At 36.2% G+C, this 22,921-nt stretch carries 26 protein-coding genes; 4 read left to right on the forward strand and 22 right to left on the reverse strand.

The window, feature by feature from the left end; all coding sequences use genetic code 11:
- Positions 1-64 precede the first annotated feature (64 nt).
- The gene (locus F4V44_RS08860; protein ID WP_150439632.1) at positions 65-589 is read right to left on the reverse strand and encodes a YceD family protein; all 525 of its coding nucleotides are present in this window, start codon (positions 587-589) and stop codon (positions 65-67) included.
- 219 nt (positions 590-808) lie between these two features.
- On the opposite strand from F4V44_RS08860, the gene F4V44_RS08865 reads away from it, so the two are divergent.
- Positions 809-2,053: a nucleotidyltransferase gene (locus F4V44_RS08865; RefSeq protein ID WP_150439633.1), complete on the forward strand. Its 1,245-nt coding sequence runs from the start codon at positions 809-811 to the stop codon at positions 2,051-2,053.
- A 5-nt stretch (positions 2,054-2,058) separates the two neighbouring features.
- Here F4V44_RS08865 and F4V44_RS08870 read toward each other — a convergent pair whose 3' ends face one another.
- Positions 2,059-3,087, reverse strand: coding sequence for a SepM family pheromone-processing serine protease (locus F4V44_RS08870; protein WP_150439634.1), 1,029 nt, complete (start codon positions 3,085-3,087; stop codon positions 2,059-2,061).
- Positions 3,084-3,875 carry a patatin-like phospholipase family protein gene (locus F4V44_RS08875; RefSeq protein WP_150439635.1) on the reverse strand — a complete coding sequence of 264 codons (792 nt, stop codon included), beginning with the start codon at positions 3,873-3,875 and terminating at the stop codon, positions 3,084-3,086. The genes F4V44_RS08870 and F4V44_RS08875 overlap by 4 nt, the downstream gene beginning before the upstream one ends.
- Before the next feature lie 167 nt (positions 3,876-4,042).
- Here F4V44_RS08875 and ylbJ point away from each other — a divergent pair, with 167 nt between their 5' ends.
- Positions 4,043-5,263: a sporulation integral membrane protein YlbJ gene (gene ylbJ / locus F4V44_RS08880; RefSeq protein WP_150439636.1), complete on the forward strand. Its 1,221-nt coding sequence runs from the start codon at positions 4,043-4,045 to the stop codon at positions 5,261-5,263.
- A 44-nt stretch (positions 5,264-5,307) separates the two neighbouring features.
- Here ylbJ and coaD read toward each other — a convergent pair whose 3' ends face one another.
- From coaD to F4V44_RS08930, 11 genes are all read right to left on the reverse strand, one after another.
- Entirely contained in the window at positions 5,308-5,796 is a 489-nt protein-coding gene (gene coaD, locus F4V44_RS08885; RefSeq protein WP_150439637.1) for a pantetheine-phosphate adenylyltransferase, read from the reverse strand.
- A gap of 9 nt (positions 5,797-5,805) precedes the next feature.
- The gene (gene rsmD, locus F4V44_RS08890; RefSeq protein WP_150439638.1) at positions 5,806-6,363 is read right to left on the reverse strand and encodes a 16S rRNA (guanine(966)-N(2))-methyltransferase RsmD; all 558 of its coding nucleotides are present in this window, start codon (positions 6,361-6,363) and stop codon (positions 5,806-5,808) included.
- A gap of 36 nt (positions 6,364-6,399) precedes the next feature.
- A complete protein-coding gene (locus F4V44_RS27295; RefSeq protein WP_191090638.1) occupies positions 6,400-6,564 on the reverse strand; it encodes a hypothetical protein in 165 nt (54 codons plus the stop codon).
- Positions 6,565-6,655: 91 nt separating this feature from the next.
- Positions 6,656-8,080: a hypothetical protein gene (locus F4V44_RS08895; protein WP_150439639.1), complete on the reverse strand. Its 1,425-nt coding sequence runs from the start codon at positions 8,078-8,080 to the stop codon at positions 6,656-6,658.
- 155 nt (positions 8,081-8,235) lie between these two features.
- Positions 8,236-8,511, reverse strand: coding sequence for a YlbG family protein (locus tag F4V44_RS08900; RefSeq protein WP_150439640.1), 276 nt, complete (start codon positions 8,509-8,511; stop codon positions 8,236-8,238).
- A 125-nt stretch (positions 8,512-8,636) separates the two neighbouring features.
- Positions 8,637-9,083: a YlbF family regulator gene (locus tag F4V44_RS08905; protein WP_150439641.1), complete on the reverse strand. Its 447-nt coding sequence runs from the start codon at positions 9,081-9,083 to the stop codon at positions 8,637-8,639.
- Positions 9,084-9,174: 91 nt separating this feature from the next.
- Entirely contained in the window at positions 9,175-9,579 is a 405-nt protein-coding gene (locus tag F4V44_RS08910; RefSeq protein WP_150439642.1) for a hypothetical protein, read from the reverse strand.
- 153 nt (positions 9,580-9,732) lie between these two features.
- Positions 9,733-9,972, reverse strand: a complete 240-nt coding sequence (locus tag F4V44_RS08915; protein WP_150439643.1) for a YlbE-like family protein — start codon at positions 9,970-9,972, stop codon at positions 9,733-9,735.
- Between the two features lie 20 nt (positions 9,973-9,992).
- A complete protein-coding gene (gene ylbD / locus F4V44_RS08920) occupies positions 9,993-10,388 on the reverse strand; it encodes a YlbD family protein (protein WP_150439644.1) in 396 nt (131 codons plus the stop codon).
- A 72-nt stretch (positions 10,389-10,460) separates the two neighbouring features.
- Positions 10,461-11,549 carry a CAP domain-containing protein gene (locus F4V44_RS08925; RefSeq protein ID WP_150439645.1) on the reverse strand — a complete coding sequence of 363 codons (1,089 nt, stop codon included), beginning with the start codon at positions 11,547-11,549 and terminating at the stop codon, positions 10,461-10,463.
- 137 nt (positions 11,550-11,686) lie between these two features.
- Positions 11,687-12,118 carry a CBS domain-containing protein gene (locus F4V44_RS08930; RefSeq protein WP_150439646.1) on the reverse strand — a complete coding sequence of 144 codons (432 nt, stop codon included), beginning with the start codon at positions 12,116-12,118 and terminating at the stop codon, positions 11,687-11,689.
- Positions 12,119-12,319: 201 nt separating this feature from the next.
- Here F4V44_RS08930 and F4V44_RS08935 point away from each other — a divergent pair, with 201 nt between their 5' ends.
- Positions 12,320-12,682 carry a YugN family protein gene (locus F4V44_RS08935; RefSeq protein ID WP_150439647.1) on the forward strand — a complete coding sequence of 121 codons (363 nt, stop codon included), beginning with the start codon at positions 12,320-12,322 and terminating at the stop codon, positions 12,680-12,682.
- A gap of 92 nt (positions 12,683-12,774) precedes the next feature.
- Here F4V44_RS08935 and F4V44_RS08940 read toward each other — a convergent pair whose 3' ends face one another.
- From F4V44_RS08940 to cyoE, 7 genes are all read right to left on the reverse strand, one after another.
- Entirely contained in the window at positions 12,775-13,242 is a 468-nt protein-coding gene (locus tag F4V44_RS08940) for a DUF420 domain-containing protein (protein WP_150439648.1), read from the reverse strand.
- Between the two features lie 313 nt (positions 13,243-13,555).
- Positions 13,556-14,458 carry a cytochrome c oxidase assembly factor CtaG gene (ctaG, locus tag F4V44_RS08945; protein WP_150439649.1) on the reverse strand — a complete coding sequence of 301 codons (903 nt, stop codon included), beginning with the start codon at positions 14,456-14,458 and terminating at the stop codon, positions 13,556-13,558.
- A 166-nt stretch (positions 14,459-14,624) separates the two neighbouring features.
- Positions 14,625-14,957: a cytochrome c oxidase subunit IVB gene (ctaF, locus tag F4V44_RS08950; protein ID WP_150439650.1), complete on the reverse strand. Its 333-nt coding sequence runs from the start codon at positions 14,955-14,957 to the stop codon at positions 14,625-14,627.
- Between the two features lie 4 nt (positions 14,958-14,961).
- Entirely contained in the window at positions 14,962-15,591 is a 630-nt protein-coding gene (locus F4V44_RS08955) for a cytochrome (ubi)quinol oxidase subunit III (protein ID WP_150439651.1), read from the reverse strand.
- Entirely contained in the window at positions 15,591-17,483 is a 1,893-nt protein-coding gene (ctaD, locus tag F4V44_RS08960; protein WP_150439652.1) for a cytochrome c oxidase subunit I, read from the reverse strand. Before ctaD ends, F4V44_RS08955 begins: the two co-directional genes overlap by 1 nt.
- A 37-nt stretch (positions 17,484-17,520) precedes the next feature.
- Positions 17,521-18,576, reverse strand: a complete 1,056-nt coding sequence (coxB, locus tag F4V44_RS08965; protein ID WP_150439653.1) for a cytochrome c oxidase subunit II — start codon at positions 18,574-18,576, stop codon at positions 17,521-17,523.
- 220 nt (positions 18,577-18,796) lie between these two features.
- On the reverse strand, positions 18,797-19,735 hold the full coding sequence (gene cyoE, locus F4V44_RS08970; RefSeq protein ID WP_150439654.1) for a heme o synthase: 939 nt from the start codon (positions 19,733-19,735) through the stop codon (positions 18,797-18,799).
- Positions 19,736-20,327: 592 nt separating this feature from the next.
- Here cyoE and F4V44_RS08975 point away from each other — a divergent pair.
- Positions 20,328-21,305: a COX15/CtaA family protein gene (locus F4V44_RS08975; RefSeq protein ID WP_150439655.1), complete on the forward strand. Its 978-nt coding sequence runs from the start codon at positions 20,328-20,330 to the stop codon at positions 21,303-21,305.
- A gap of 72 nt (positions 21,306-21,377) precedes the next feature.
- Here the strand turns inward: F4V44_RS08975 and F4V44_RS08980 are convergent.
- A protein-coding gene (locus F4V44_RS08980) for an IS1182 family transposase (protein ID WP_223881838.1) occupies positions 21,378-22,798 on the reverse strand; the annotation gives its coding sequence in 2 pieces (ribosomal slippage) (positions 21,378-22,231 and positions 22,231-22,798; 1,422 coding nt in all).
- Positions 22,799-22,921: the final 123 nt, after the last annotated feature.

Here is a 22,921-nt window from a genome sequence, read left to right on the forward strand (position 1 = left end):
GAGTATTAAGAAAGTTGCGAAGACCAATCATCTATGTCTTCAACTGCTTCTTTTCTCCTTCTGATTATGTATCAGAAGTTTGATCATCCTGATCAAAAAATTTAGCAAGCCCAGCTAGACGAGGGTCAATTTTTTCTTTCTTATCATGCTCATGAATTACTTCCCAATCTTTACCAGATTGAGGAGCACCTTCTTCCGTGCTGTCTTCACAAAAAACTTGCATTGGTACTTCAAGTAATAAAATTTCATGTATAATCGGCATCACGTCAATTACATCATTTTTTACTTGATGAACCTCCTCATCGCTTTCGTAATCGTAGCCATTCAGAAGGAAAGTTTCGGTTGTTTCAACATTAATTGGATAATTCACGTCAACTAACGTACGAGAACAAGGAAGAATTAAATAACCGTTTATCTTTAAATGAAATGTAATTTTTGATGAACTAATATCGGCGTAGCCGGTAATATGCATCGGCAAAACCTTACGAATCGACGGATCGATTTTCATTATTTCATCAGCATGAACCATTTCATCTATTGGAAATTCCTTACTTCGATGTTTCTGTAACTGACTTAAAGTCCATTTCATTCGAATCACCCCAAGGCAACAAAGGTAATTATAGCTTTCATATAATTATTTGTCAATATTATTTCTTTACAGTAAAACTGCTGTTTCCAAACATTTATACGTACTTTCATTAGTTTACCCCAATTAGTTGTTTACATCCACAAATTAGATTAAAATGGTAAAAAAATCCTGAACTCAAAAGCGCTCGAGCTTGATAAAAAACAAAGGAGTATTGATAAAATGAAAGCAGTTGGAGTTGTTGTTGAATATAACCCTTTCCATCATGGCCACGCCTATCATATTGAACGGGCGAAAATGGAGACTGGCGCTGATATAGTCATTGCAGCAATGAGCGGAAACTTCTTACAAAGAGGCGAACCCGCTCTTGTATCAAAATGGGCTCGGACTGAAATGGCACTAAAGAGCGGTGTTGACCTAGTCTTTGAGCTCCCTTATTCTTTTGCGGTCCAAAAAGCTGATACCTTTGCCTATGGTGCCGTTTCACTTTTAGTCGCAGCCGGCTGTGATACGATTTGTTTTGGCAGTGAATCAGGTAACATAGAAGACTTTTATCATACCTATCAGTTCCTTGAAAAATACAAAGACCTTTATAATCATGAAATTAAACAATTCATGGGCAAAGGGTACAGCTATCCAAAAGCCTTATCACTGGCATTTCAAGCATTAGAACCGGAGGAAAATGGAATTGACCTAAGTTTACCCAATAATATTCTTGGCTTTCAGTATGTGAAAGCTGCTGAAAAAAGTGAGTATCCTGTCAAAATGGTAACCATTGCCAGAAAAAGTGCCAATTACCATGATCAACATTTTGCTTCTGCATCAATTGCTAGTGCTACAAGCATACGTAAAGCACTTTTTTCAAACAAGGACGATATCACTGCGATCCATTCGTATGTTCCGATAGATACATATGAAGGATTACAAAATTATCTTCATGACTTCGGCGCTTTTCATAACTGGAATATGTACTGGCCCTATCTGAAACTCAATCTGCTGCAATTAAGCCCAACTGAGTTAAAAAAAATCTATGAAGTAGAGGAGGGAATCGAAAATCGCCTGCTGTCACTTGCTATTAAATGTGAAACATTTCCGGAATTCATGGAAAAGTTAAAAACAAAACGATATACATGGACCCGTTTGCAAAGAACATTGACACATATTCTCACTCATTCAACTAAAAATGAAATGACAGAAACGAATGAAGTGTCATACTTACGGTTGCTTGGAATGACAGAAACTGGACGAATGTATTTAAACCAATTAAAAAAGGTTTGCCCTATTCCCATTATTTCAAAGCGGTCATCTTTTACGAATCAACAAATTCAGACGGACACAAAAGCAGCAAGGATTTACGCAATGGGATTGCCTGAACCTTATAGACAAAAGGCGATTGAATTGGAATTTATGCAGCAGCCCATTTATATTCAAGATGATAGAAATGAGCAAAAAAATAAAGCGATCTAGTCGCTTTATTTTTTGGGCTGCAAGTTTTCCAAATACGTAATAGCATCATCAAATGTATCAACCGGTATGATTTTCATTTCCGTTCCAATATCCTCTGCTGTACGGACAGCCGCTTGATAGTTAGAATCTTTTGCACCATTTTCATTAGGTGCAAGAAAAATATCTGCTCCAGCATTATCTGCTGCAATTACTTTTTGTTCAATTCCGCCAATTTTCCCAACTGTCCCGTCAGGAGAAATTGTACCAGTACCTGCAATTTCATAACCTTTTGTTAAATCAGACTCTGTTAATTGGTTATAGATTTCAAGAGAAAACATAAACCCGGCAGAAGGACCGCCAATTTCATCCGTTTTAACCTTTACATTTGGTTTTACAATTAACTCTTTATCATCCACAAGCCCTATCCCAATCCCTATTCTCTCTTTATTCTCATCATCTTTAAAGGCCTCTGCCTGTATATTCACATGATTAATTTCATTATTTCTTTCATATGTCAGCTTAATTTGTTCACCTGCTTTTAAACTGCTGACATACTTTATAAATTCTTCAGAAGAATGAAATTCCTTTCCATCTATTTGAAAAATTCGATCGGCAGCTTCCAGCTTTCCCTCTGCAGGCATGTCAGGAACAACATGCAAAACATAAACCCCGTTATACTTAAAATCTACTGGGATTCCCGCTTTTTTATATGCAACCTCAATTGCAGCAATTTTCGAGGAATTCATTAGATGCAATTGTCGGATATTATATTCCTCATCTGTTTCATTCTCCCCTCTAACATACTCGATAGGATAGATTTCTCTATAATCAATCAACTTTGCAGATAGATAGGAATAAATGTTGGCTCTTCCCATTCTAACTGTTGTAAGCATGAACTTCCCTTCTTCCTCATATCCATCTTCAACCTCAATAATCGGCTCTAGCTCCTTTGCCATACCTGGCTTGGAAATATAGTAAGGAAGATAATAAAAGGAAGAAGCTAGCAAAAAAACAGCAAAAACAAGAAGAATCCGTATCATTTTAATTTTTTTCATTCCTTGTGAATCTCCTCCCAGTCACCCACGATTCTCTTAATTTCATCTAGATGTTTTTTGGCTTCCTCTTCACCCTTTAGAATCATTTCATCTATATTTGTAAATGCCCTTGAACTGTATTCTTCCACTCGCGGTCGAATCATAATATCCGAAGCAATCTGTCTGTACTCAACAAGTTCCATCTGCATGATATCCAGACTTTGCATAATGACATCATAGATGGTCGAAATGTCTGCATTTGTTTTTACACGCGAAACGTCTACGCCAATAACAATATCTGCTCCCATCTCCTTAACAACTGATACAGGTACGCGGTCAACCACACCGCCGTCAACCAGAAGGCGCCCATTTTGTTTTTCTGGAACAAAAATACCTGGTATTGAAATACTTGCCCTAACAGCTTCAGCAATTGGTCCTTTTTGAAAGACAACCTTTTCTCCTGTCATTAAATCAGTTGCCACTACCGACACGGGTATCATCAATTCTTCCAGATGTTTGCCTTTTGTAAAAACACGAATAAGTTCCTTCACACGTTTACCAGCAATAAAACCCATTTTCGGAACTGTAAAATCCAAATAATACTTTCTCTTAAATGCCGTTGAAAGCTTGTAAAGACGATCCATTTCTATACCTGCGCCGTAAAAACAGGCAACTAGTGACCCCATGCTGCTCCCGGCTATATAATCAATTTGAATTCCATTTTCAACTAATACTTTAATAACACCAAGATGAGCAAACCCTCGTGCTCCCCCCGAACCAAGCGCCAAACCAATTTTGGGACGACCCAAAAAAATCCCCTCCACCACCTGCGGTATATAATCTTATGGTCTATTTTAATCTTCTATGAGTATATTGAATTATATGAGGACAAGACCGAATACAAATAAAACTCTATATTATTTTACCATTGAATGATTCTGTTAAACAATTCGTTAAACTTGAGGGAGGAAAGCAAGTGTTCCGTTCCAAATTAAAAACTATTTTTTTAGCCTCTGCTGCATTATTTATGGCGTTTTCGCTTATAGCCTTTCCTCAAGAAGCAGTTTCCGCGTCACTTCGAGGATTGGATATGTGGCTTCAAATTGTGTTTCCTTCACTTCTGCCTTTTTTTATTGTATCTGAGATGTTAATTGGCTTTGGTGTTGTCAAATTTATTGGTATTTTACTAGAACCTTTTATGAGACCGTTATTCCGAGTTCCAGGAGTTGGCGGTTTTGCATTAGCAATGGGTATGGCCTCAGGCTACCCTGCAGGTGCCAAATTGACTGCAAGACTTCGGCAAGAAGGGCAGATCACAAAAACAGAAGCTGAACGTCTTGTCTCATTTACTAATTCCTCTAACCCGCTTTTCATCTTCGGTGCTGTGTCTGTAGGATTCTTTCATAATGCCAAGCTTGGTATTATCTTAGCGTTAGCACATTATTTAGGCAATCTAACAGTTGGTTTAATTATGCGGTTTTATGGAAATAGAGAGTCAAAAAGAGAACAAGAAAAAAAACAAATTTCAATTAGGGTAGCTTTATCCGAGCTCCACAGAACGAGAATAAAAGATAATCGTCCAATCGGAAAGCTGCTGGGAGACGCAGTTATGTCTTCTGTCCAGACTTTATTAATGATTGGTGGCTTTATCATTTTATTTTCAGTCATTAACAAGCTGTTATTTCATCTTCATATTACAGCTTTTTTCGCCGAGGCCTTTGAGATTGTCTTATTAATCTTTCATTTCCCAGCGGAATTAAGTATTCCATTCTTTTCTGGATTATTTGAAATTACATTAGGTAGTCAGTTAATCAGTCTAATACAGGAAGCAACATTAATGGAGCAAGCTATTGTCACAAGTCTTATTCTTGGCTTTTGCGGTTTTAGTGTCCAGGCACAGGTTGCCAGTATTTTAGCTCAAACGGATATCGATTTTAAGCCCTTTTTCTTCGCCAGAATTATTCATGGTCTTTTTGCCGCCTTCTATACTCTGATTCTTTGGGGGCCGGTATATGAACGCATCAATGAAAATGAACAGCCATCCAACACATTACCGGTCAGTTTTCTTCATGAAGACTCTCCATTTTATACCAATATGGCCAGTTGGGCTGAATTGGGATCTGTCATAACAATTGCTATGCTTGCACTGTATGTCGTTATCTACGCAAAAAGAATGGTTTTTACTAAAAATAGTTAAAGACGAGCACTCATTTTAGTACTCGTCTTTAATAATACTTTATATTAATTACTGCCTGAGTATTTTCTTTTTAAAGCAATCTCTACTACTTCTGGTACAAGCTCTGAAATATCTGCACCGTGACGCGCCACTTCCTTTACGATACTGGAACTCAAAAAGGAATATTGATTTCTCGTCATAATAAAAAATGTTTCAAGATTTTGGTCTAATACCCGATTCATCGCAGTAATAGACATTTCATATTCAAAATCAGATACTGCCCGTAATCCTCTAATATTGGCAATGGCACCGACCTTTTTAGCATAATCCACTAAAAGACCGCTATAGGATTCTACTTCCACTTTCGGTATCTCCTTAGTTGCTTCTTTTATTAAAGCCACTCTTTCCTCAGCTGTAAACAAAGGATTCTTAGAGCCATTGTTCAATACTACTACATATAGTTTATCAAATATACGTGCACCTCTTGTTATTATATCAATGTGCCCATTTGTTACCGGGTCAAAACTACCTGGACAAATTGCAATTCTTTCCATGATATCCCCCTATCCTCTCCTATAGCCATAAATGGAGATAGCAATTATTCCATATTTTTCCTGTTTATATTTATTGAAGTTTCCTATCATTTGGGGCAATTCAATATCAGAACCATGCTCACAAATAATTGCTCCCTCATCGTCTAGTAGATTATGTCCACTAATCATTTCTAAAAGCTTTTCGAGTTGTTGTTTCTTGTATGGTGGATCGAGAAAAATAAAATGAAATGAAAGGTTTCTTTTTGATACCGCTTTAATAGCTCTTTCGGCATCATTTCGATATACCTCAACCTTATCCTCAAGACCACATTTATGTATGTTATCACGAATGGTTTGAATGGCTTTTCCATCGCGGTCAACAAAAATTATCTGATCCAATCCCCTGCTCAATGCTTCAATACCAAGACCACCGCTTCCGGCAAATAAGTCAAGACCCCGTCCCCCATCAAAATAAGGACCAATCATATTAAACATGGCTTCTTTTACTTTATCTGTTGTTGGCCTGGTTGAATTACCCGGAACAGCTTTCAATGCAATTCCTTTGCAGCTGCCTGAAACTACTCTCATCCTATCACCACAGCACTTTTGATTTAATTTACTTTTTTATCCTAACATACAGATACAAAATATCCAATCACAACATACATCAGATTTTTGAAAAAAGAATCCATTTAAACGTATATCAATCCTAATTGTGGAAATAATACTAGTAACAACATCATTCGAGGATGTTGTTGCCAACCGCGGAGAAGACTTACGTTTCCCCATAAGTTCTTCCTCCGGTTTCTCCTCTCCCTTTACCTTCTATCCTTATAGGATATAGAAGGACCCTGCAAAAGTTGCAGGGCTTTTTTTTATGTCATTTTCCTTGACTATCGTTCTTCAGCACAATAGATAGTTGTTCTTCTATAATTGAAACACGGAAAATCGTTTGCAATGTCTTATTTGTTATATAAACACCTGCAATTTCCTCATACAATGGATTTTCAAGCAATCCAAAATCAGTTCCATTATGAGTAAAAATTGGCTGGTTTAAGAAAAAGGTGTATTGTTCTTTTGTATTTGACACATAAAATATATCATCATCCGATTTTACCTGAAAGCCCATTGCCTCCATTGTTTCTACAAACGGGAGCAGCATTTGATTTTTTCTATGTACAATATGAATACTTGTTATTCTATCGTTAACAATTAATTGTCTCTGATCTATAAAAAATAATGGTGTCCATTCACTTTCTTCCATCTGATTAGCTGAGAAAAAAGTGGTCTCTAATCCTTTACTATTTCCAAGCATCTGATTGAGCATCTGAAAATTGATTAACTTTTCCTCCTTTTGAACAGCCTGCAGAAATAATTTTCGTTCTTTTTCTGTCATATATAGCGATAACTCTGCTAGCATGAATTCACTTTTCGGGTGGGCTGGCGGAGTTTCAAGCGTTAAGGCCGTTAAAAGATCAATCACCCATTGCTCATGTTTTGAAAGCTTAAGAAATTTTTTAAAATAGTAATCATTCATCAATTCACGTTCGATTACCTCAACTTGACTTGAAGGAGATACAATTTTAATTCCCTGTCCCGTATATGGATTCACAGAATCTGTATAGATTATAGCAATGAATTCCTCTCCTCCCATTAATTCAGGTATTTGATAACTATTACTCTGTACAAACAACGGATTGCCATAAATGGCTAGTGATTTACTTAATGTCTTTTTTTCAAAAGGGTTAGGGTCCCAATATATAGATGGTGTACCCCCTTTTCCTTTAAAGGCATAGAAATCAATTAATGATAATCGTTCATATCCTGTTTGCGGGAGACCTGCCACCCAGGTGCTGTCTCTTTTTTCTTTTTCTACTATATCAATAGTTGTTTCTTTAATGTCTACATTCTTAATGGTCGTTGTCCAATCTGTTAATAAAAAAGCAGATTGCTGCTGAATAGGTATAACAAAAGTAAATCGAAGTTCCCCTTTATCAGCAAGAAATATATGTGACTCTTGAGAAAATGACTTACAATTCTCTTCGTATCCATCTATACATTGCCATCTAAAGAGATGGTCCGGTTTTAGAATCTGATACTCCTTATCCTTCCCTAGACCTGTTACTGTTTGTGTAACTTTCAGTTCTTTTCCAGTTGCTTCAATTGTTATATGCTGTACAGCCTGCTCCATTTGATGTTTAAGGTTTTCTTTAGTATTTTCTGAATAAATTTCCCATTGCCATATCAGTAACCCTGAAGTAACAGCTAAAAGGAACACTAATAATAGTATGGACTTTTTAGACATTTAAAACGATATCCTCCTAAAAGAAATGCATAAGCATAAAGAACAAAAAGGCCTGAGTCCACAAGCCCCCTATCTAAATGATGTTTCAAATTAGATTGGAGCTTTTTTGTGGATTCAGACCCCTAATTATGTTTCGGATTATGTTTCTCTCGCTATTAAATTCCCATTTTATAATCGTATTCCTTGGCTTTATCAGGCTTGGAATTTTCAAACTCAATTTTAATAAATGGCTTTTGCGAAGGCTCTACTTTTTTTACAAAAGAGTACGACTTTAACTTAGCCATCAGCTCTTCAATCTCGTCTGAGTTACAATATAAAACAGCGTATTTTAATCTTTTTGAAACATAATGGACATTACCAAACCTTCTAAGCATTTTCGCTTGTTTTAGTGAATGCAGCCAAACAATAAGTCCTTGACGTTGACTTAACATAGCATTTCCCCTCGTTACTGTTTCTTTTTCTAGTCTAGCACAAATAATCTAACATTTTCAATGAAACCCTTTCCTTAAAAGAAAAAATCGGATTCATCCAAAAAGGATAAATCCGATTTTTTCTTTTAAGCTGAGCAACCGCAACTGCCGCCTGAGCCACACCCTCCACTACAGCTTGAAAGTGAGTCAAAGTAAGGATTCCCTGTTGGAACTTTAATATGCTCTGAAACGGAACGGCCAATCAAAACACTAACTTCATCAAGCAACTCTTGGAGCTCATTTTCCGCTTTTCGAAAGTCAGCAACATGAATGTCCAGATCCATTTCTCTTTTACAATGCCTAACCGTTTTCATAACTGTTTTATAATCTGGATGATATTTACCAAAGCGCTGGACTTCTTCATATAGCTCCTTTACCTTAACAAACTCACGAATTTTATTCTGAGTTTCTTGATTGTTCTTTATATTATTTATACATGTACGATAACGATCCGCTATTTCTGATTGCAAAATCATTTTCGCTATTTCCTCAGCATTTTCTAATATCATTATTCTTTCCATTGTAGCAAGCAAGTTAAGCCCACCTCCGATTCATATTTTAACATGAATGGGACCGAAAACGAAGAGGTTGTTATTTTGTCTATTATAGAAAGCTATCCCAAATTTATTTATTAATGAGTATATCCATTTCTTTTACAGCAGCAGCCACTGCTTCATTCTCTTTAAAGAGCTCTAATTTCATGTGATGCGGGCCAGGTTGCAGTCCTTTAACAATAAAAGCAGCATTTTGATATTCAGTTTTATCCTTTCCATCAATTAACAAAACGATTTTAGCACTTTTATTTCGAAACGATGCATTCTTTGCAATACATTCAATATAGACATCTCTTCCTTTAACATGGTATTTAACAAAGAAAGTATCTTCTTGCGCTATTCTCATACTAGAAGCTTCTACCGTCACATTGGAGGAGGAAGAAATATCCTTTGTTTCCGGCTCAGGTATATCCTTTTGACAAGCAGATAATGTAAGTAGGCAAAACAATACGACTAAACTAAGCATCTTTTTCATAATTATCACTCCTTACACTTGTTTGCAGGATGAAACAAATGTTAGTTTGCTTATTTCTAATCGTATTGTTTGCTAATCAATGATCTTTTAGTCGATTCTTATTTACCATATTCTTAAACAGTATAAAACGAAAAAGGAGGATATCCCCCTTTTTTAAGATTGGTTATTCATAGTTTGAAACATACTTATCATCATCGAAGCCATTTGAACCCCATAGGTGATTTTTTCAACTTGATGAGGAATTGTTTTTTTATAATAATGCAAGGCAGCAATTTCCATTGCTTGAATTTGGCTGGGATCCCGAGTTAGTTTTCGATACCATATTGGTTGTTCCCGTATAAAGGACTGTAATTCTTTATTTTGCTCCAAATAGCTGTAGACATCTTTTCTCATTACAAGCTCCCCTTAATAGGTTAGTCTTTTCTAAATGTAAAGGGATTGTTCGGCTTTTGATTTGGAGAATTGGGTTTGTTTTTATTAGTACCGTTTTGGAACTGAGCCAGCACTCCTTGAACTGCCCCGAGAGCTTGGCTTAAATGACTAATATTATGCTGCAACTGCTCAGGATCCATTTTCTTTAGGGAGCCGAGAACATTGGATAACCAATCGCCTTTTATGTCTTTTCCACCGCGGTCCACTTCTGAGCTTTCATGTTCCCATTTTGAATCATCCTCACCCAACAAGTACCAGTCTTCATATAATTCCTGCAGCGTCGCTTTTCCACTTCTTACATCTTCAAGAACTTTTGGGTTCTTTTTTACAAAAGCTTTAAACTCTTCAATCGATGGATGAAGCTTTTTATCTGCCACTTTGTTTCACCCCAAACTAAACAATTGCCTATATTACGATATGTTAATAGTTAGCTTTGGTGAATAAATTCATTATTTTGGGATTTGCAGCAGACTTTGAGTGTAATATTCATTATAAACACCAATACCAGTATGTGAGAAATTCTTATCTAACAACTTTTCACGTTTCGACTTACTATTCATCCATCCTTCTACTATTGCAGGCGCATCTAAATAATCAGCTGCTGCAATTTCTTCTGCCATTTCAACATTAAGTTTAAAAGCCTTTAGACGAATCGACAGTTCTTCAAGATCATTAGGTTGGAGTGAACCTTTATCCATTTCATACATATTCATACTATTTTTATAGGCAATATCAGCTGCTCGCTCATCCCATAATAAAGGTTTTAAATCGTAACGCATTCTAACAATATTCACCAGCTCAAACAATTGTTTTGCATTACCTATGTCAAGTTTTTCTTGGTCAACATTCCTTTTCCTCTGGGCAGCCTGCAGCTCTTTATTAGCAAGTTCAAAAGGATGCAGCTGAATTAGCGTAGGAACATCCATTAATCGAACACTTGATAGTTTCCCTGAAAATTTATCAATGTATAATTGCACAAAAATATTTCCTAATCTTATAAGCGGCCGTGAATTGATGTCTTCCTCAGACAGCTCATAATAGTATGAACTCCCCTTATAATCCAAGCTGACAATTGATTCAATGAAATAATTGGCATAAATCTCACTTACAGGCTCCCCAATATAAAATGGCCTTATATTTACATCATTACCTATCGCAAAGATAGTAACGACCCTATCGTCTTTAACACCTACTTGAACATATTTTCCCGCGTCTGAATTGTAAATCCACCATTTATAATCATAGGCAGTTAAGTCTATCCTTGACGGCTTTCCAAACTCAGCTTTCAGCTCTTCTACAGTTTTTCCAATGAGGTTAAAAACTCCTTCTGTTTGAACAGCTTCATTTTTATTTTCAGATGAAGCCTCTTCAATCGATTGAACTGTGTCAGATGGCGTACGATCTTGATTTATTAATCCATCTTCATTCCCTTCTCTAATATTTAAGAAAAAACCAACTGCTGTAAAAATCAAAATAATGGCTATAACTCTAATAATTATTTTCAGAGATCTCCCCCCTTTCACAGTTGCGGCTTTCACTTTAATAAATTCTTTATGCCATTATAACATTACAAAGAAAATGAAAAATGTTAAAAAACCTTTAACTTTTGACTTTATGGACTCTAACTAAGCTTTTACTTCATTGGCTTTATACAAAAAAGGCACCCTCAGGTACCTTAATGTTGAATTTGATTTGTTTGTTCAGAAATCTCAGAAAGCGCTTGTCCTGCCTGCTCATCCGTTAATTTTCGAATGGCAAAATCCCCTAGACTAACAATACCTATCAGCTTATCGCCTTCAACAACAGGCAAACGGCGAATCTGATGTTCTGACATTAATTTTGCAGCCTCTTTAGTTGGTGTATCAGCCGTAACTGTTATTAATTTATCACTCATGATTTTCTCAACTTTTGTAGACCCTGGATTTTTCTCTGCAACTCCACGCACCGTAATATCTCTGTCCGTAATCATTCCTACAAGTTTTCCTTCATCCACAATAGGAATGGCTCCGACATTTAATTCCTTCATTTTAAATGCTACTTCATACATATTATCTAATAAAGAACAACATTCTACATCATCCGTCATGATATCACGTATCTTTTCCATTAAATCTCCTCCTATCCTATATTAATTACAGAAGCATTTGTTAAGCTCTCCAATTTATTAATATATTATGCAAATGAAAATTCCTCACGATAACTAATTGAAACTTATACGTTTTTGAACTATTATTAAAGTTGGATATAATTAGATTTTTAGGAACAATAAGAAAACTTATCAGACTAACTATCGCTTGGAGGGAAAAATATGAAGTTTGAGAACAAAGGTTACGAGGGTATAAAAGCAGAATTAAACCGCCTTGACGATTGTATGCTTGAATATGGTTTAGTTCGAGCAGGGCAATGGGATTATGAAAGAGTTACATATGACCGAAAGTTCGAATTAAAAGAAGGTGTTTTTTATTTACGTATTCAGGGATACGCGGTCGAAGGTGATGTTGGTTCTGGCAAAGCTCTTATTCAACTAATGACACCTTTACTTGGAAAGCATTATTATCCACATGGAGTTGAATACGGAGATCGGGAAAGTTTCCCTAAGTCATTAGTAGCTCAATGCGATAAAATGCTAACAGAGCTTAAGGCTGAAATTGCTCATTTTACAAAGAAATAACAAAACTTCATAATTTAAACCAATAAAAGACGCATATACCATGCGTCTTTCTATTTCTATAGACAAACGGCCGCATGAACAGCAGCCATTTGTTAAAAACCTAATATTGCTTTGATTACGGAAGTTGTTTCGCCCCCATGATAAAATACATAAAGTAATAAATAAACAGCAACGCCTGTAATGGCCGTACAAAACCAAACAATACTTGTGATTGGACCTACTTTACGATGCAAGGAGTGGTTATTTTTTAAACCTGTTATCAATGATACAATTCCTAAACCAGCACCAATTGTAGCTAATGTGATATGAAAAATGAGGAAGATCGTATAGTAAATCTTAAGGTGTTCTGGTCCCCCAAAACTTGTATTACCGATAAAAATGGTTCTGCTTGCATAAATGATAAAAAACACAATTGCAAAAATGGCAGCCCATAACATGGCTTTTTTATGTGCTTCAATTTGCCGCTTTCTTATGAGGCTCCATCCAATTGCAACCATAATTGCACTGAGTACAATAAATGATGTACTAATTGTCGGCAATATTGGCAGTGAGTATTCCATATTGTTATGTCCTCTCGACTTTTAATATGTATCTATTACGTATATATCTACTATTGTAGTAGAGCAGGAGTTATTTTTCAATAATAATCAGATTTCTTTTACAAAACATTTGTATTTTTTCGTTTTTATTAAAATTGACTATGATAACAAAGCATGTTTATATGTCAAATTTTTGACTCATCCGCGAGAAATGGACATTTCTCACGCGCTTCAGTTGTGCTGAAAGATTGCTGTATGCTTATGAAGTGAAAAATACTTAATACAATAAAAAAAGCCTCACATTAAATCATAGGAGGCTGTACACGTATTTTCGTTACTCAACCGGCTGTGGATGATAGGCTTTTAACTGCTCAGCTTCCGTTTCCTCTTGCTCTTTCCGATACCAATCAAAGAAAACACGGGCTAATACAATACCATAGACAATTTCCTGAATAATTTTCATCAAAATACCGCCAAGCTGCTGATCATGAATCAGCGATAGAGAAGTAAACATTTCTGGACCGCTTAAATCTAAAGAAGCTAAGGTTGCCTGCGGTACACAAAGTGCTAATGCTTGAGCCCATAGTTTTGGATCAGAATAAGCAGCATACATCGGGCTGTCATTAAAAATAATCAGTGCACAAGCAGGCAATATCAATGCACCGCTTGCAAAAATATAAGCAACCTTTTTTAAGCCAACAATACTTCTATTTTTATCTAGTTTATTAACAAGCGGCCACCACATAGAGAAAGCTAACATAAATAATAGACTTGTATACGCTTCATGAAGCCACATAGTTGTTTTGATGACATCAAAAATAAAAGGGATATGATATAAAGAAAACGTAACATTAAAAAGTACTAGTGCAATAATGGGTCTAGTGAAAAATGCCATAATTGTTTTTAAGACAGGTATTGACCATATATCCTTCCATAGCCAAACAGGTACAGCTAGAATCAGAATGGGAGGAATGATAAATAATAATACTGACATTTGAATCATATGAGCATAAAACATTAAATGTCCCATTAAATCAAGCGGAGATCCCTTTACAATGTAAATCAATACCATAGCGAAACCGAAAAGGATAATCTGTGATTGCGTAAGTGGTTTACTATTTTTAAAGACATGAGTATATTTTGTTGTCAATAAAAAATAACTAGCTGTAATCAATATCACAAAAATAAGGAAGATTGGACTCCATAAAGCCCTAAAACCAAATATATCTAGAGACAATATTCTTTCACCTCTTTCATTTATAAGGATTGTTAGCACCAAACTATTATCATAGATTCAAACTATTAACATTTATTATACTATTTTAACATTATATACTCAAACAATGCCTACTGTTTTATAATGTATAAAAGGAAATCAGCCAGGCTGATTTCCTTTTATTATCTTACCACCAAATAATTGTCATGAAAGCAATCACCGTAATGATTGCCACAAACACACCGCTAAACATAAATATCGCAGGCATCTCATGACCTTTGTGGCTCATATGCATAAAATAATAAAGCTGATAAGCTACCTGAACACCGGCTAGCAATAAAATAAATGGTACTATAAACCAGCTGCTAAAACCATCATAACCAACAGCAACAAAAGCAATCAGCGTAAGGAAAATCATCAGTGCAAATGTAATCACTTGATGCTTCATTTCCTCCGCATTTTTTTTACGACGATACTTAATATCATTAGGGTTAACTGAATTTAGATGTTCATTGCTCATCAGATTATCCCACCATTCCCATTAAATATACAACTGTGAAGATAAATACCCACACAACGTCAATGAAGTGCCAATAAAGACTTGCTAAATAAAACTTAGGTGCATTATAGAGGTCTAACCCGCGTTTGCCATTTCGAATCATTAACGTTAAAATCCAACCAAGACCAAACGCAACGTGAGCACCATGAAAGCCTGTTAATGTATAAAAAGCTGAAGCAAAAGCACTACTTGTAAACGTATGATGAAATTCATGTACGTAATGATTAAATTCATAGATTTCTAAAGCTAAGAAGGAGCCGCCTAATAGAACAGTGATACCTAACCAAAGCATCATCTTATTAAACTGAAAATTCTTCATATGGTACATAGCGTACACACTTGTTAAAGAACTTGTTAATAAAATCATCGTTGTAGCAAAAACAAGCGGCATCTCAAAGATATCTTTCGCTAGCATATGCTCTGAACTTGGTACTTTATCCTTTAAAGCAAGATACGTCGCAAAAAGGGTGGCAAAAAGTACTGTCTCGCCTCCTAGGAATATCCAGAAACCAGTAAACTTATTTTTAGCTTCAAGGGTTTGTCTCTCAGGCGAAGCCGGCCACGTTTCAGCTGTCCATTTTTCTTCCGCGTGCATTATGCCTTCCCCCCCTTATCCAGGTCATCGATTAATTCTTCTTTATGAATATGGTAACCATGGTCATCCTTCACAGAGCGGAACATCATTGACCCAAATGTAATCACCAAGCCGACAATAAATACCACAATGGCACCTGGATTAGCAAAAACATCGTCATTTTTCATGTCGTATTGATACATCGCACCAAATGCAGCGATAAACAAACCTAAGCTAATCATAAATGGTGTAAAAGATGAATTTGGCATATGGATATCTCCAAGCGGTTCTGCAGGTGTTAAATTCTTTTTACCTTCCATTTTTTCAATCCAATATGGATCCAATCCACGAACAAGCGGTGTTTGTTTAAAGTTATAATAAGGCGGTGGTGAAGCAATCGCCCATTCTAATGTACGTCCATCTTCCCAAGGGTCGTTTCCAACTCTTTCATTCTTAACCACTGTAACAATCACGTTAATTACTAAAATAATTACTGCCACTGCCATTAGGAATGCACCTATTGTACTAATTAAGTTAGCAGCTTCCCACCCTTGATTTGGAAGGAAAGTAAATACACGGCGTGGCATACCCATTAGACCAAGAAAATGTTGAATAAAGAATGTTAAATGGAAACCTATTAGGAATAACCAGAATGTCACTTTACCTAATTTTTCATTTAACATTGTACCAAACATTTTTGGCCAATAGAAATGTGTACCTGCCAATAATGCTAATACAACCCCGCCCACAATTACATAGTGGAAATGAGCAACAATAAAGTAACTGTCATGCAGCTGGTAATCAAGTGGTGCAACTGCCTGCATAACACCCGTTACACCGCCCATTACGAATGAAGGGATAAACGCAACAGCATACAACATCGGTGTTGTAAATTTAACACTGCCGCCCCACATGGTAAAGAGCCAGTTAAAGATTTTAATACCTGTTGGAACCGCAATAGCCATTGTTGCAACAGCAAAAATTGCATTTGCAATTGGACCAAGACCAGTTGTGAACATATGGTGAGCCCATACCATGAATCCAAAGAATCCAATTAAAACAGTTGCAAAGACCATTGATGAATAACCAAACAGACGTTTTCTTGAGAAGGTAGAAAAAATCTCAGAGAAAATTCCAAAAGCAGGTAAAATTAAGATGTACACTTCTGGGTGACCAAAAATCCAGAAAATATGTTCATAAATAATCGTATTACCCCCACCAGCTACATCAAAGAAATTAGCTCCAAACAAGCGGTCAAATGTTAGAAAGAATAAACCGACTGCAAGCGGAGTGAAAGCAAACACAATTAGTGTTGATGCAACAAATGTAGTCCAAGTAAACAGCGGCATCCTCATGTATGTCATACCAGGAGCTCTCATATTAATAATTGTTACAAGAAAATTAATCCCTGACATTAATGTACCAAAACCAGATATTTGTAATCCTAGCGTATAAAAATCAATTCCATGGCCTGGTGACTCAAGCGACAATGATGCGTATGAAGTCCAACCGGCATCAGGCGCTCCGCCTAAGAACCAGGAAAGATTTAAAAAGATACCGCCAAAAAGAAATAACCAAAATCCTAATGAGTTTATAAATGGAAACGCAACATCACGAGCACCAATTTGAAGCGGTACAATCGCATTCATAAAGGCAAATAATAATGGTGTTGCTGCAAGGAATATCATGGTTGTTCCATGCATGGTAATAATTTCATTAAATAATCCAGCACTGACAAAATCATTATTTGGTTCCATAAGCTGGATACGAATCATCATAGCTTCTAGACCACCGATAACGAAAAACAGTGCACCGGCAATAAAATATAGGTGTGCGATTTTTTTATGGTCGACAGTTGTTAAATAGTCCCATAAAAAGGCTCCGACCCCTTGTTTCTGAGCATAGCTACTCACAGTTTTACCTCCCCTTAACACATTCTAATTCGAATCATTACTGAATTTTCAGACTCATTAAATATTCAGTCAATGCATCAAGCTCTTGATCCGTTAACTCACCATAAGCACCAGTCATTTTGTTTCCTGGCTTAATGCTCTCAGGATTCTTTATCCAATTTTTAAGGTTTTCTTCATTATAATCTAGGATGCCGGCGATAGTTGTACGATCACCAAAATTCGTTAAGTTTGGTGCAAGTCTTGCTGCTTCAGGTGTTGTATTTGCAGGTGTAACAGCATGACAGCCAATACAGCTTTGGTTATAGATTTCTTGACCTTGCTGAGCTGAAGCAGTTGTTGCTTGCTTTGGTTCTGTAACACTTTGCATATCCTTTACCCAATTATCAAATTCTGCACGAGAAACCGTCTTTACTTTAAAGTCCATCAGTGCATGCGAAGGACCACAAAGCTCAGCGCATTTTCCGTAGAAAAGATTTTTTGCTTCTTCAGCCTTTTTGCTATCAAACTCTAGCCAAAACTTATTGACATTGTCTGTATTAGTGTCCATTTTTCCACCGGCTGCAGGAATCCAGAATGCATGCTTTACATCAGAAGCTTTTAAGTTAAAATAAACTTTCTCATCTGTTGGTACGACAAGCTCCTGTCCCGTAACAATCTTTTCGTTTGGATACTCAAACTCCCACCAATAAAGATTCGCACGTACATTAACTACCAGTGCATCCGAATCCTTCTTGTCCATTTCATCCACATCTCCAAGATTAAATGTTGCAGCAACTGTAGGAACCGCCAAAATCAAGAGCAGGATAATTGGAATAGTAGTCCAAATGATTTCTAACTTATGATTTCCTTCTACTTGCTTTGGAATCCTGTCATCTTTACGTCTAAACTTTAAAATCACCAATAAGAAAATTAAGACAACGACAACAATAACTCCCACCATAATTGCAGTACTTAACAACATTAAATTATACTGCTTCTCCGCAACTTCCCCTGCTGGCTGCAGTGTTGATATAAACGGTTCACCACAACCTGAGAGAACAAGCGCCAGCACCGACAACAACGGAATTAGACGCCATTTTGTTAGCCTCTTCATAGCGTAAACATACCCCTCTTTCGTGAATAATTTCTTTGCAAAAAGTAGTGCCATAAAAATATGGTTAAATTCTTTCTGTCCTGAATTTCCCATAGGATGAAAGAATTCCCTACCAACCCCTAAAGGAAACGCCACTCATCCCCTTTTCCTGAGTGACGCCCTTTTAAAAATCATGATATGTGTCATCAATAAAGAAAAATGATGTACTGTCTTATACGTTTTATATAAATGTCACAATAACCATAGAAACAAACAAAATGGTTAAATACTGTAACGAATAAACAAACATTAATTTTGCCCATTTCATATCATCATTAAACCTATTAGCATAAATTCCTGTTAGAATCCAGCCAATATTCAGCACCGTTGCAAGAACAACAAATGGAATTCCTAATTCAGTCATAAAAAACGGAAGCGGTAACAAAGCACTTATCCATAAATAAATATGCCTTTTTGTTTTTTTGAATCCCTTTACAACTGGGAGCATAGGAATGCTCGCTGAACGATATTCTTCCACTCGTCTCATTGCTAAAGCATAAAAATGAGGCGGCTGCCAGGCAAACATAATAAGAAATAACATCCAAGCCATAATATCAAGATTAGGATCAATTGCGGCCCAGCCAATTAACGGCGGTACTGCACCAGATACACTTCCAACTACCGTATTGGATACATGCTGACGTTTAGACCACATAGAATAAACAACAACATAACTAAATACGCCTAATACTCCAATAACAGCTGCTGAAATGGTTGTTAAAAGAAGACATGCTAATCCAAGAATAATAAATAACAATCCCATTATGGCTACTTTCTTAGGATTCATTTTCCCTGTAACAGTAGGTCTTGCTTTCGTTCTCTCCATTAAATGGTCAATATCACGATCTATGTAGTTATTGAGAGTACAAGAACCCGCCATGATAAGAGCAGAGCCAATCAAGGAAAAAAAGATGCTATCCAAATGATCAAAAAACCGTTTATCAACAATAGTAAGTGCAAGCCATATTCCTGTAAAAGTTGTAATTAAATTCGAATTAACAATACCAATTTTTATTAATGCAAGAAAGTCCTTCCAAGCAGTTGTCTCTGGTATCTTTGCTTTTACGTCATCTCCATCGCTGGTGATAACAGCTTCAGTAATGGTCCTCGAACCAGACATTCTACTTCCTCTCCTTTTACGTTTTACAACTTCTATTATTAAAATTTCTATTCTATCTGCTTTTCTACTTAAAAATCACTCATGAATTAGCAAATTTCGTATGTACTATAATATTAAAACTGTTCTATTGTTAACTGAATATTAAATCAATATACCTCTCTTCAGTATATTAAATCACACTTTTAGCGATTTTTGTGAACTTTTTTTGAATTAATTATGAAAAAAGTGTGTCTTGCAAGAATATTTTATTTCCTTTATTGTTATTTTAGTGCCATAATGAAGGAAATAAAATTTAATTTTGAATTTTTACTAAACATATTATCTTCTTAATTTTCTTTCTTATCTATATTTCTAACAAACTATCACTCAAGTTTCAACTGTTTTCATAGTTAATACAAGTAAAAAGTGCATTTTATTTACCATTTAGGAAATTACTGTAATAATTATGTATGAAAAATGTAATTTTTATTATAATTCTCTGATAATTCACTATGCTTTAAATTGTAATATTATTTTGTGTATTTATTTTATTATATCTATTAATGTATTACTATAGCAATAATAAGAACATTTTCTAAGTAGGTGAAAAAAATTGTATCGTTCTCTCAAGTGGTTTTCAGTATTAACAACAATAGGCATGCTCTTTATTCTATTAGGTGGAGCATTGGTTACAAAAACAGAATCTGGAATGGGATGCGGCCGTTCTTGGCCTCTATGTAACGGACAACTCATACCAGCTGAAATTACTAGTGAATTAGTTATTGAACTTGCCCATCGCGTAGTATCAGGTTCAGTCGGAATTATGCTAATTATTCTTTCGATTATGACTTGGCGGGCAATCGGTCATATTAGAGAAACAAAGTTCCTTGTTATAACTTCATTGCTCTTCCTCGTCCTACAGGGGCTTATAGGAGCGGCAGCCGTCATTTGGGGACAATCTGATTTTATATTGGCAGCCCATTTTGGCATATCATTAGTTTCCTTTTCTACAGTATTTCTTTTAACCCTTCTCATATTTGAAGTCGACAAAAAGTTTCAGGCTGAAAAGCTTGTTCTAGATAAGCGAATGAAAAAACATATCATTGGTGTAACTCTCTATAGTTTTATTGTTGTCTATACAGGTGCTCTTGTACGTCATGTGAATGCAAGTCTTGTTTGCCGTGATTGGCCTTTATGTCTTAATGATCAGCCTGGGCTGCCAACCAATATGTATGAATGGGTTCAAATGAGTCACCGTGCTGCAGCAGGGTTGATTTTTATTTGGATTGGATACTTACTGTTTTTAGCTATTAAACATTATCGTCACGAAAAAATTGTGTATTGGGGATGGATTATTTCATTTACCCTAGTCTCTTTACAGGTTATAGCAGGTGCTTTTATCATTTTCTTACGGGGTAATCTGTATATTGCACTTGCACATGCCTTTTTCATTACCTGTTTGTTTGGGATGTTAAGTTATTTTATTTTGTTGACATACAGAAGCAATCATAATTCTACAGCTTTACAAATGCAGAATAAACAAGCTGTAGAAAAGGATCCTTCACAATCATCATTCCTATCAATTAAATAAAAAAGAGTTACAGCTTAGCTGTAACTCTTTTCAGATTGTCGAGGAACCTTCGTAGGTACTCTACAACTCGAACTATATTAATAGAAAATAGTAAAAATGATTAAGATACAAGAAAAAATCCTTCGAAATCGTTCTCCATCCCCTCTTTTTGGTGAGATGGAGGGCTATTTTTTTCATGTTTTGACAGGCAGCGGTCATAAAAGCCTGTTCTTGGACAGACTTCACCCCTCGAAACCGGGCATACCGATATCCATGAAGTTCTTTTGCATCGGCAAAACTCCGTTCAATACTGGAACAGCGCATTCGATATAGCTGTTTCCCTTCAGCTGTTCGCTTATTTTGGCGTATTATCTCCTTATACCCTTCCCAGATATGTCGCGTGATCGTACGTTGCTTTTGCTTGGCGGACATACAATCTGAACGAAGAGGACAAACTTCACAATCACTTTTCTGCGATTTATAGTGACGATTTCCATCACGATCTGTTGTAGAATACGAAAGAATACATCCCATTGGGCAGGCATATACATCCTTTTCTTCTACATAATGAAATTGACGTTTAGGGAGACTTTTTTTCGAACTTCCAAAACGGCGGTATCCCATGACAGTAAAAATATTTTGTTCGATCAGCTTTTTACAAATATAGGTGTTAAAATAACCAGCGTCCAAAGCGGTCGCTTCTACATTAAATTGAAATTTTTCCATTTGTATTTGAAGGCGTTCCAAATACGGCTCGGAATCTGCCACATTTCCAGCCGTAATAAAAGTATCCGTGACAATGTTATATTTGACATCGACTGTGCGATGATCTAAATAGTAAAATCCCTTCGGTTTTCCATCCCTCATCAGAAAGCCACTTTCAGGGTCGGTTTTACTTACTCTTGTTTGTTTTGGCTTGGCAATGCCTTCCTTTCTTGGCTTTAAAGCTTTTTTCCGTGTTGAATACGGTCTTCTGTGACAGTTGCTTCCAATTCTTCTAAATACTCCTTTGGACGCTCTTCTTTGACTTTTCGAATGAATTTATTTTTATTCGCATTCGCTTTCACATGAGTAGAGTCTGACGTTAAAATACGTCCTCCTACCATTCGGTGTTCGATGGCTTGACGAACAATTTCATTAAAAATGTCTTCAAAAACGGTCGTGTTAAGGAATCGAGTACGTCGGTTAAAACTAATCGTGGAATGATGAGGAACTTTATCGGATAATGAAAATCCTAGAAACCAACGATAAGCAATGTTCGTTTCGATTTCCTTCGCTAATTGGCGTTCCGAACGAATGCCATAAAAATAGCCAATAAACATCATTTTAAAAAGAGTAATTGGATGAATGGAGGGTCTTCCGTTATCCTCACAATAATAGGGTTGTAACTTTTCTTCGATAAATGAAAAATCGATTGTCGCTTCTACAGCACGCAAAAAATGATCGACTGGAACTAATGATTCAACAGATACGGTTACTTCTTGATTTCGATGATTCTTTAAGGCTCCCATCATCCTGCATCTCTCCTTGCTTTTCCTTTTCTAGCAGTTTTGACAGGTAGGAACTCACTTAAACTCAAAAAAGGCTGTTGAGAAAAACTTTCTCAACAGCCTGAAAAGAGTTACAGCTTAGCTGTA

The organism is Niallia endozanthoxylica, from assembly GCF_008710145.1.
Classification (GTDB): Bacteria; Bacillota; Bacilli; order Bacillales; family Cytobacillaceae; genus Bacillus_BD; species Bacillus_BD endozanthoxylica.

Bases quoted from the DNA above. Each gene is read 5' to 3' on its own strand.
- F4V44_RS08955 (WP_150439651.1), bottom strand. From the start codon at position 15,591: ATGCACGCGGAAGAAAAATGGACAGCTGAAACGTGGCCGGCTTCGCCT.
- F4V44_RS08870 (WP_150439634.1), bottom strand. From the start codon at position 3,087: ATGAAAAAAATTAAAATGATACGGATTCTTCTTGTTTTTGCTGTTTTT.
- F4V44_RS08930 (WP_150439646.1), bottom strand. From the start codon at position 12,118: ATGGAAAAGATACGTGATATCATGACGGATGATGTAGAATGTTGTTCT.
- rsmD (WP_150439638.1), bottom strand. From the start codon at position 6,363: ATGAGAGTAGTTTCAGGCAGCTGCAAAGGAATTGCATTGAAAGCTGTT.
- F4V44_RS08895 (WP_150439639.1), bottom strand. From the start codon at position 8,080: ATGTCTAAAAAGTCCATACTATTATTAGTGTTCCTTTTAGCTGTTACT.
- F4V44_RS08910 (WP_150439642.1), bottom strand. From the start codon at position 9,579: ATGAAAAAGATGCTTAGTTTAGTCGTATTGTTTTGCCTACTTACATTA.
- F4V44_RS08915 (WP_150439643.1), bottom strand. From the start codon at position 9,972: ATGAGAAAAGATGTCTACAGCTATTTGGAGCAAAATAAAGAATTACAG.
- F4V44_RS08935 (WP_150439647.1), top strand. From the start codon at position 12,320: ATGAAGTTTGAGAACAAAGGTTACGAGGGTATAAAAGCAGAATTAAAC.
- cyoE (WP_150439654.1), bottom strand. From the start codon at position 19,735: ATGTCTGGTTCGAGGACCATTACTGAAGCTGTTATCACCAGCGATGGA.
- F4V44_RS08860 (WP_150439632.1), bottom strand. From the start codon at position 589: ATGAAATGGACTTTAAGTCAGTTACAGAAACATCGAAGTAAGGAATTT.
- coaD (WP_150439637.1), bottom strand. From the start codon at position 5,796: ATGGAAAGAATTGCAATTTGTCCAGGTAGTTTTGACCCGGTAACAAAT.
- F4V44_RS08940 (WP_150439648.1), bottom strand. From the start codon at position 13,242: ATGGAATACTCACTGCCAATATTGCCGACAATTAGTACATCATTTATT.
- F4V44_RS08865 (WP_150439633.1), top strand. From the start codon at position 809: ATGAAAGCAGTTGGAGTTGTTGTTGAATATAACCCTTTCCATCATGGC.
- coxB (WP_150439653.1), bottom strand. From the start codon at position 18,576: ATGAAGAGGCTAACAAAATGGCGTCTAATTCCGTTGTTGTCGGTGCTG.
- F4V44_RS27295 (WP_191090638.1), bottom strand. From the start codon at position 6,564: ATGGGGAAACGTAAGTCTTCTCCGCGGTTGGCAACAACATCCTCGAAT.
- ctaF (WP_150439650.1), bottom strand. From the start codon at position 14,957: ATGAGCAATGAACATCTAAATTCAGTTAACCCTAATGATATTAAGTAT.
- F4V44_RS08900 (WP_150439640.1), bottom strand. From the start codon at position 8,511: ATGTTAAGTCAACGTCAAGGACTTATTGTTTGGCTGCATTCACTAAAA.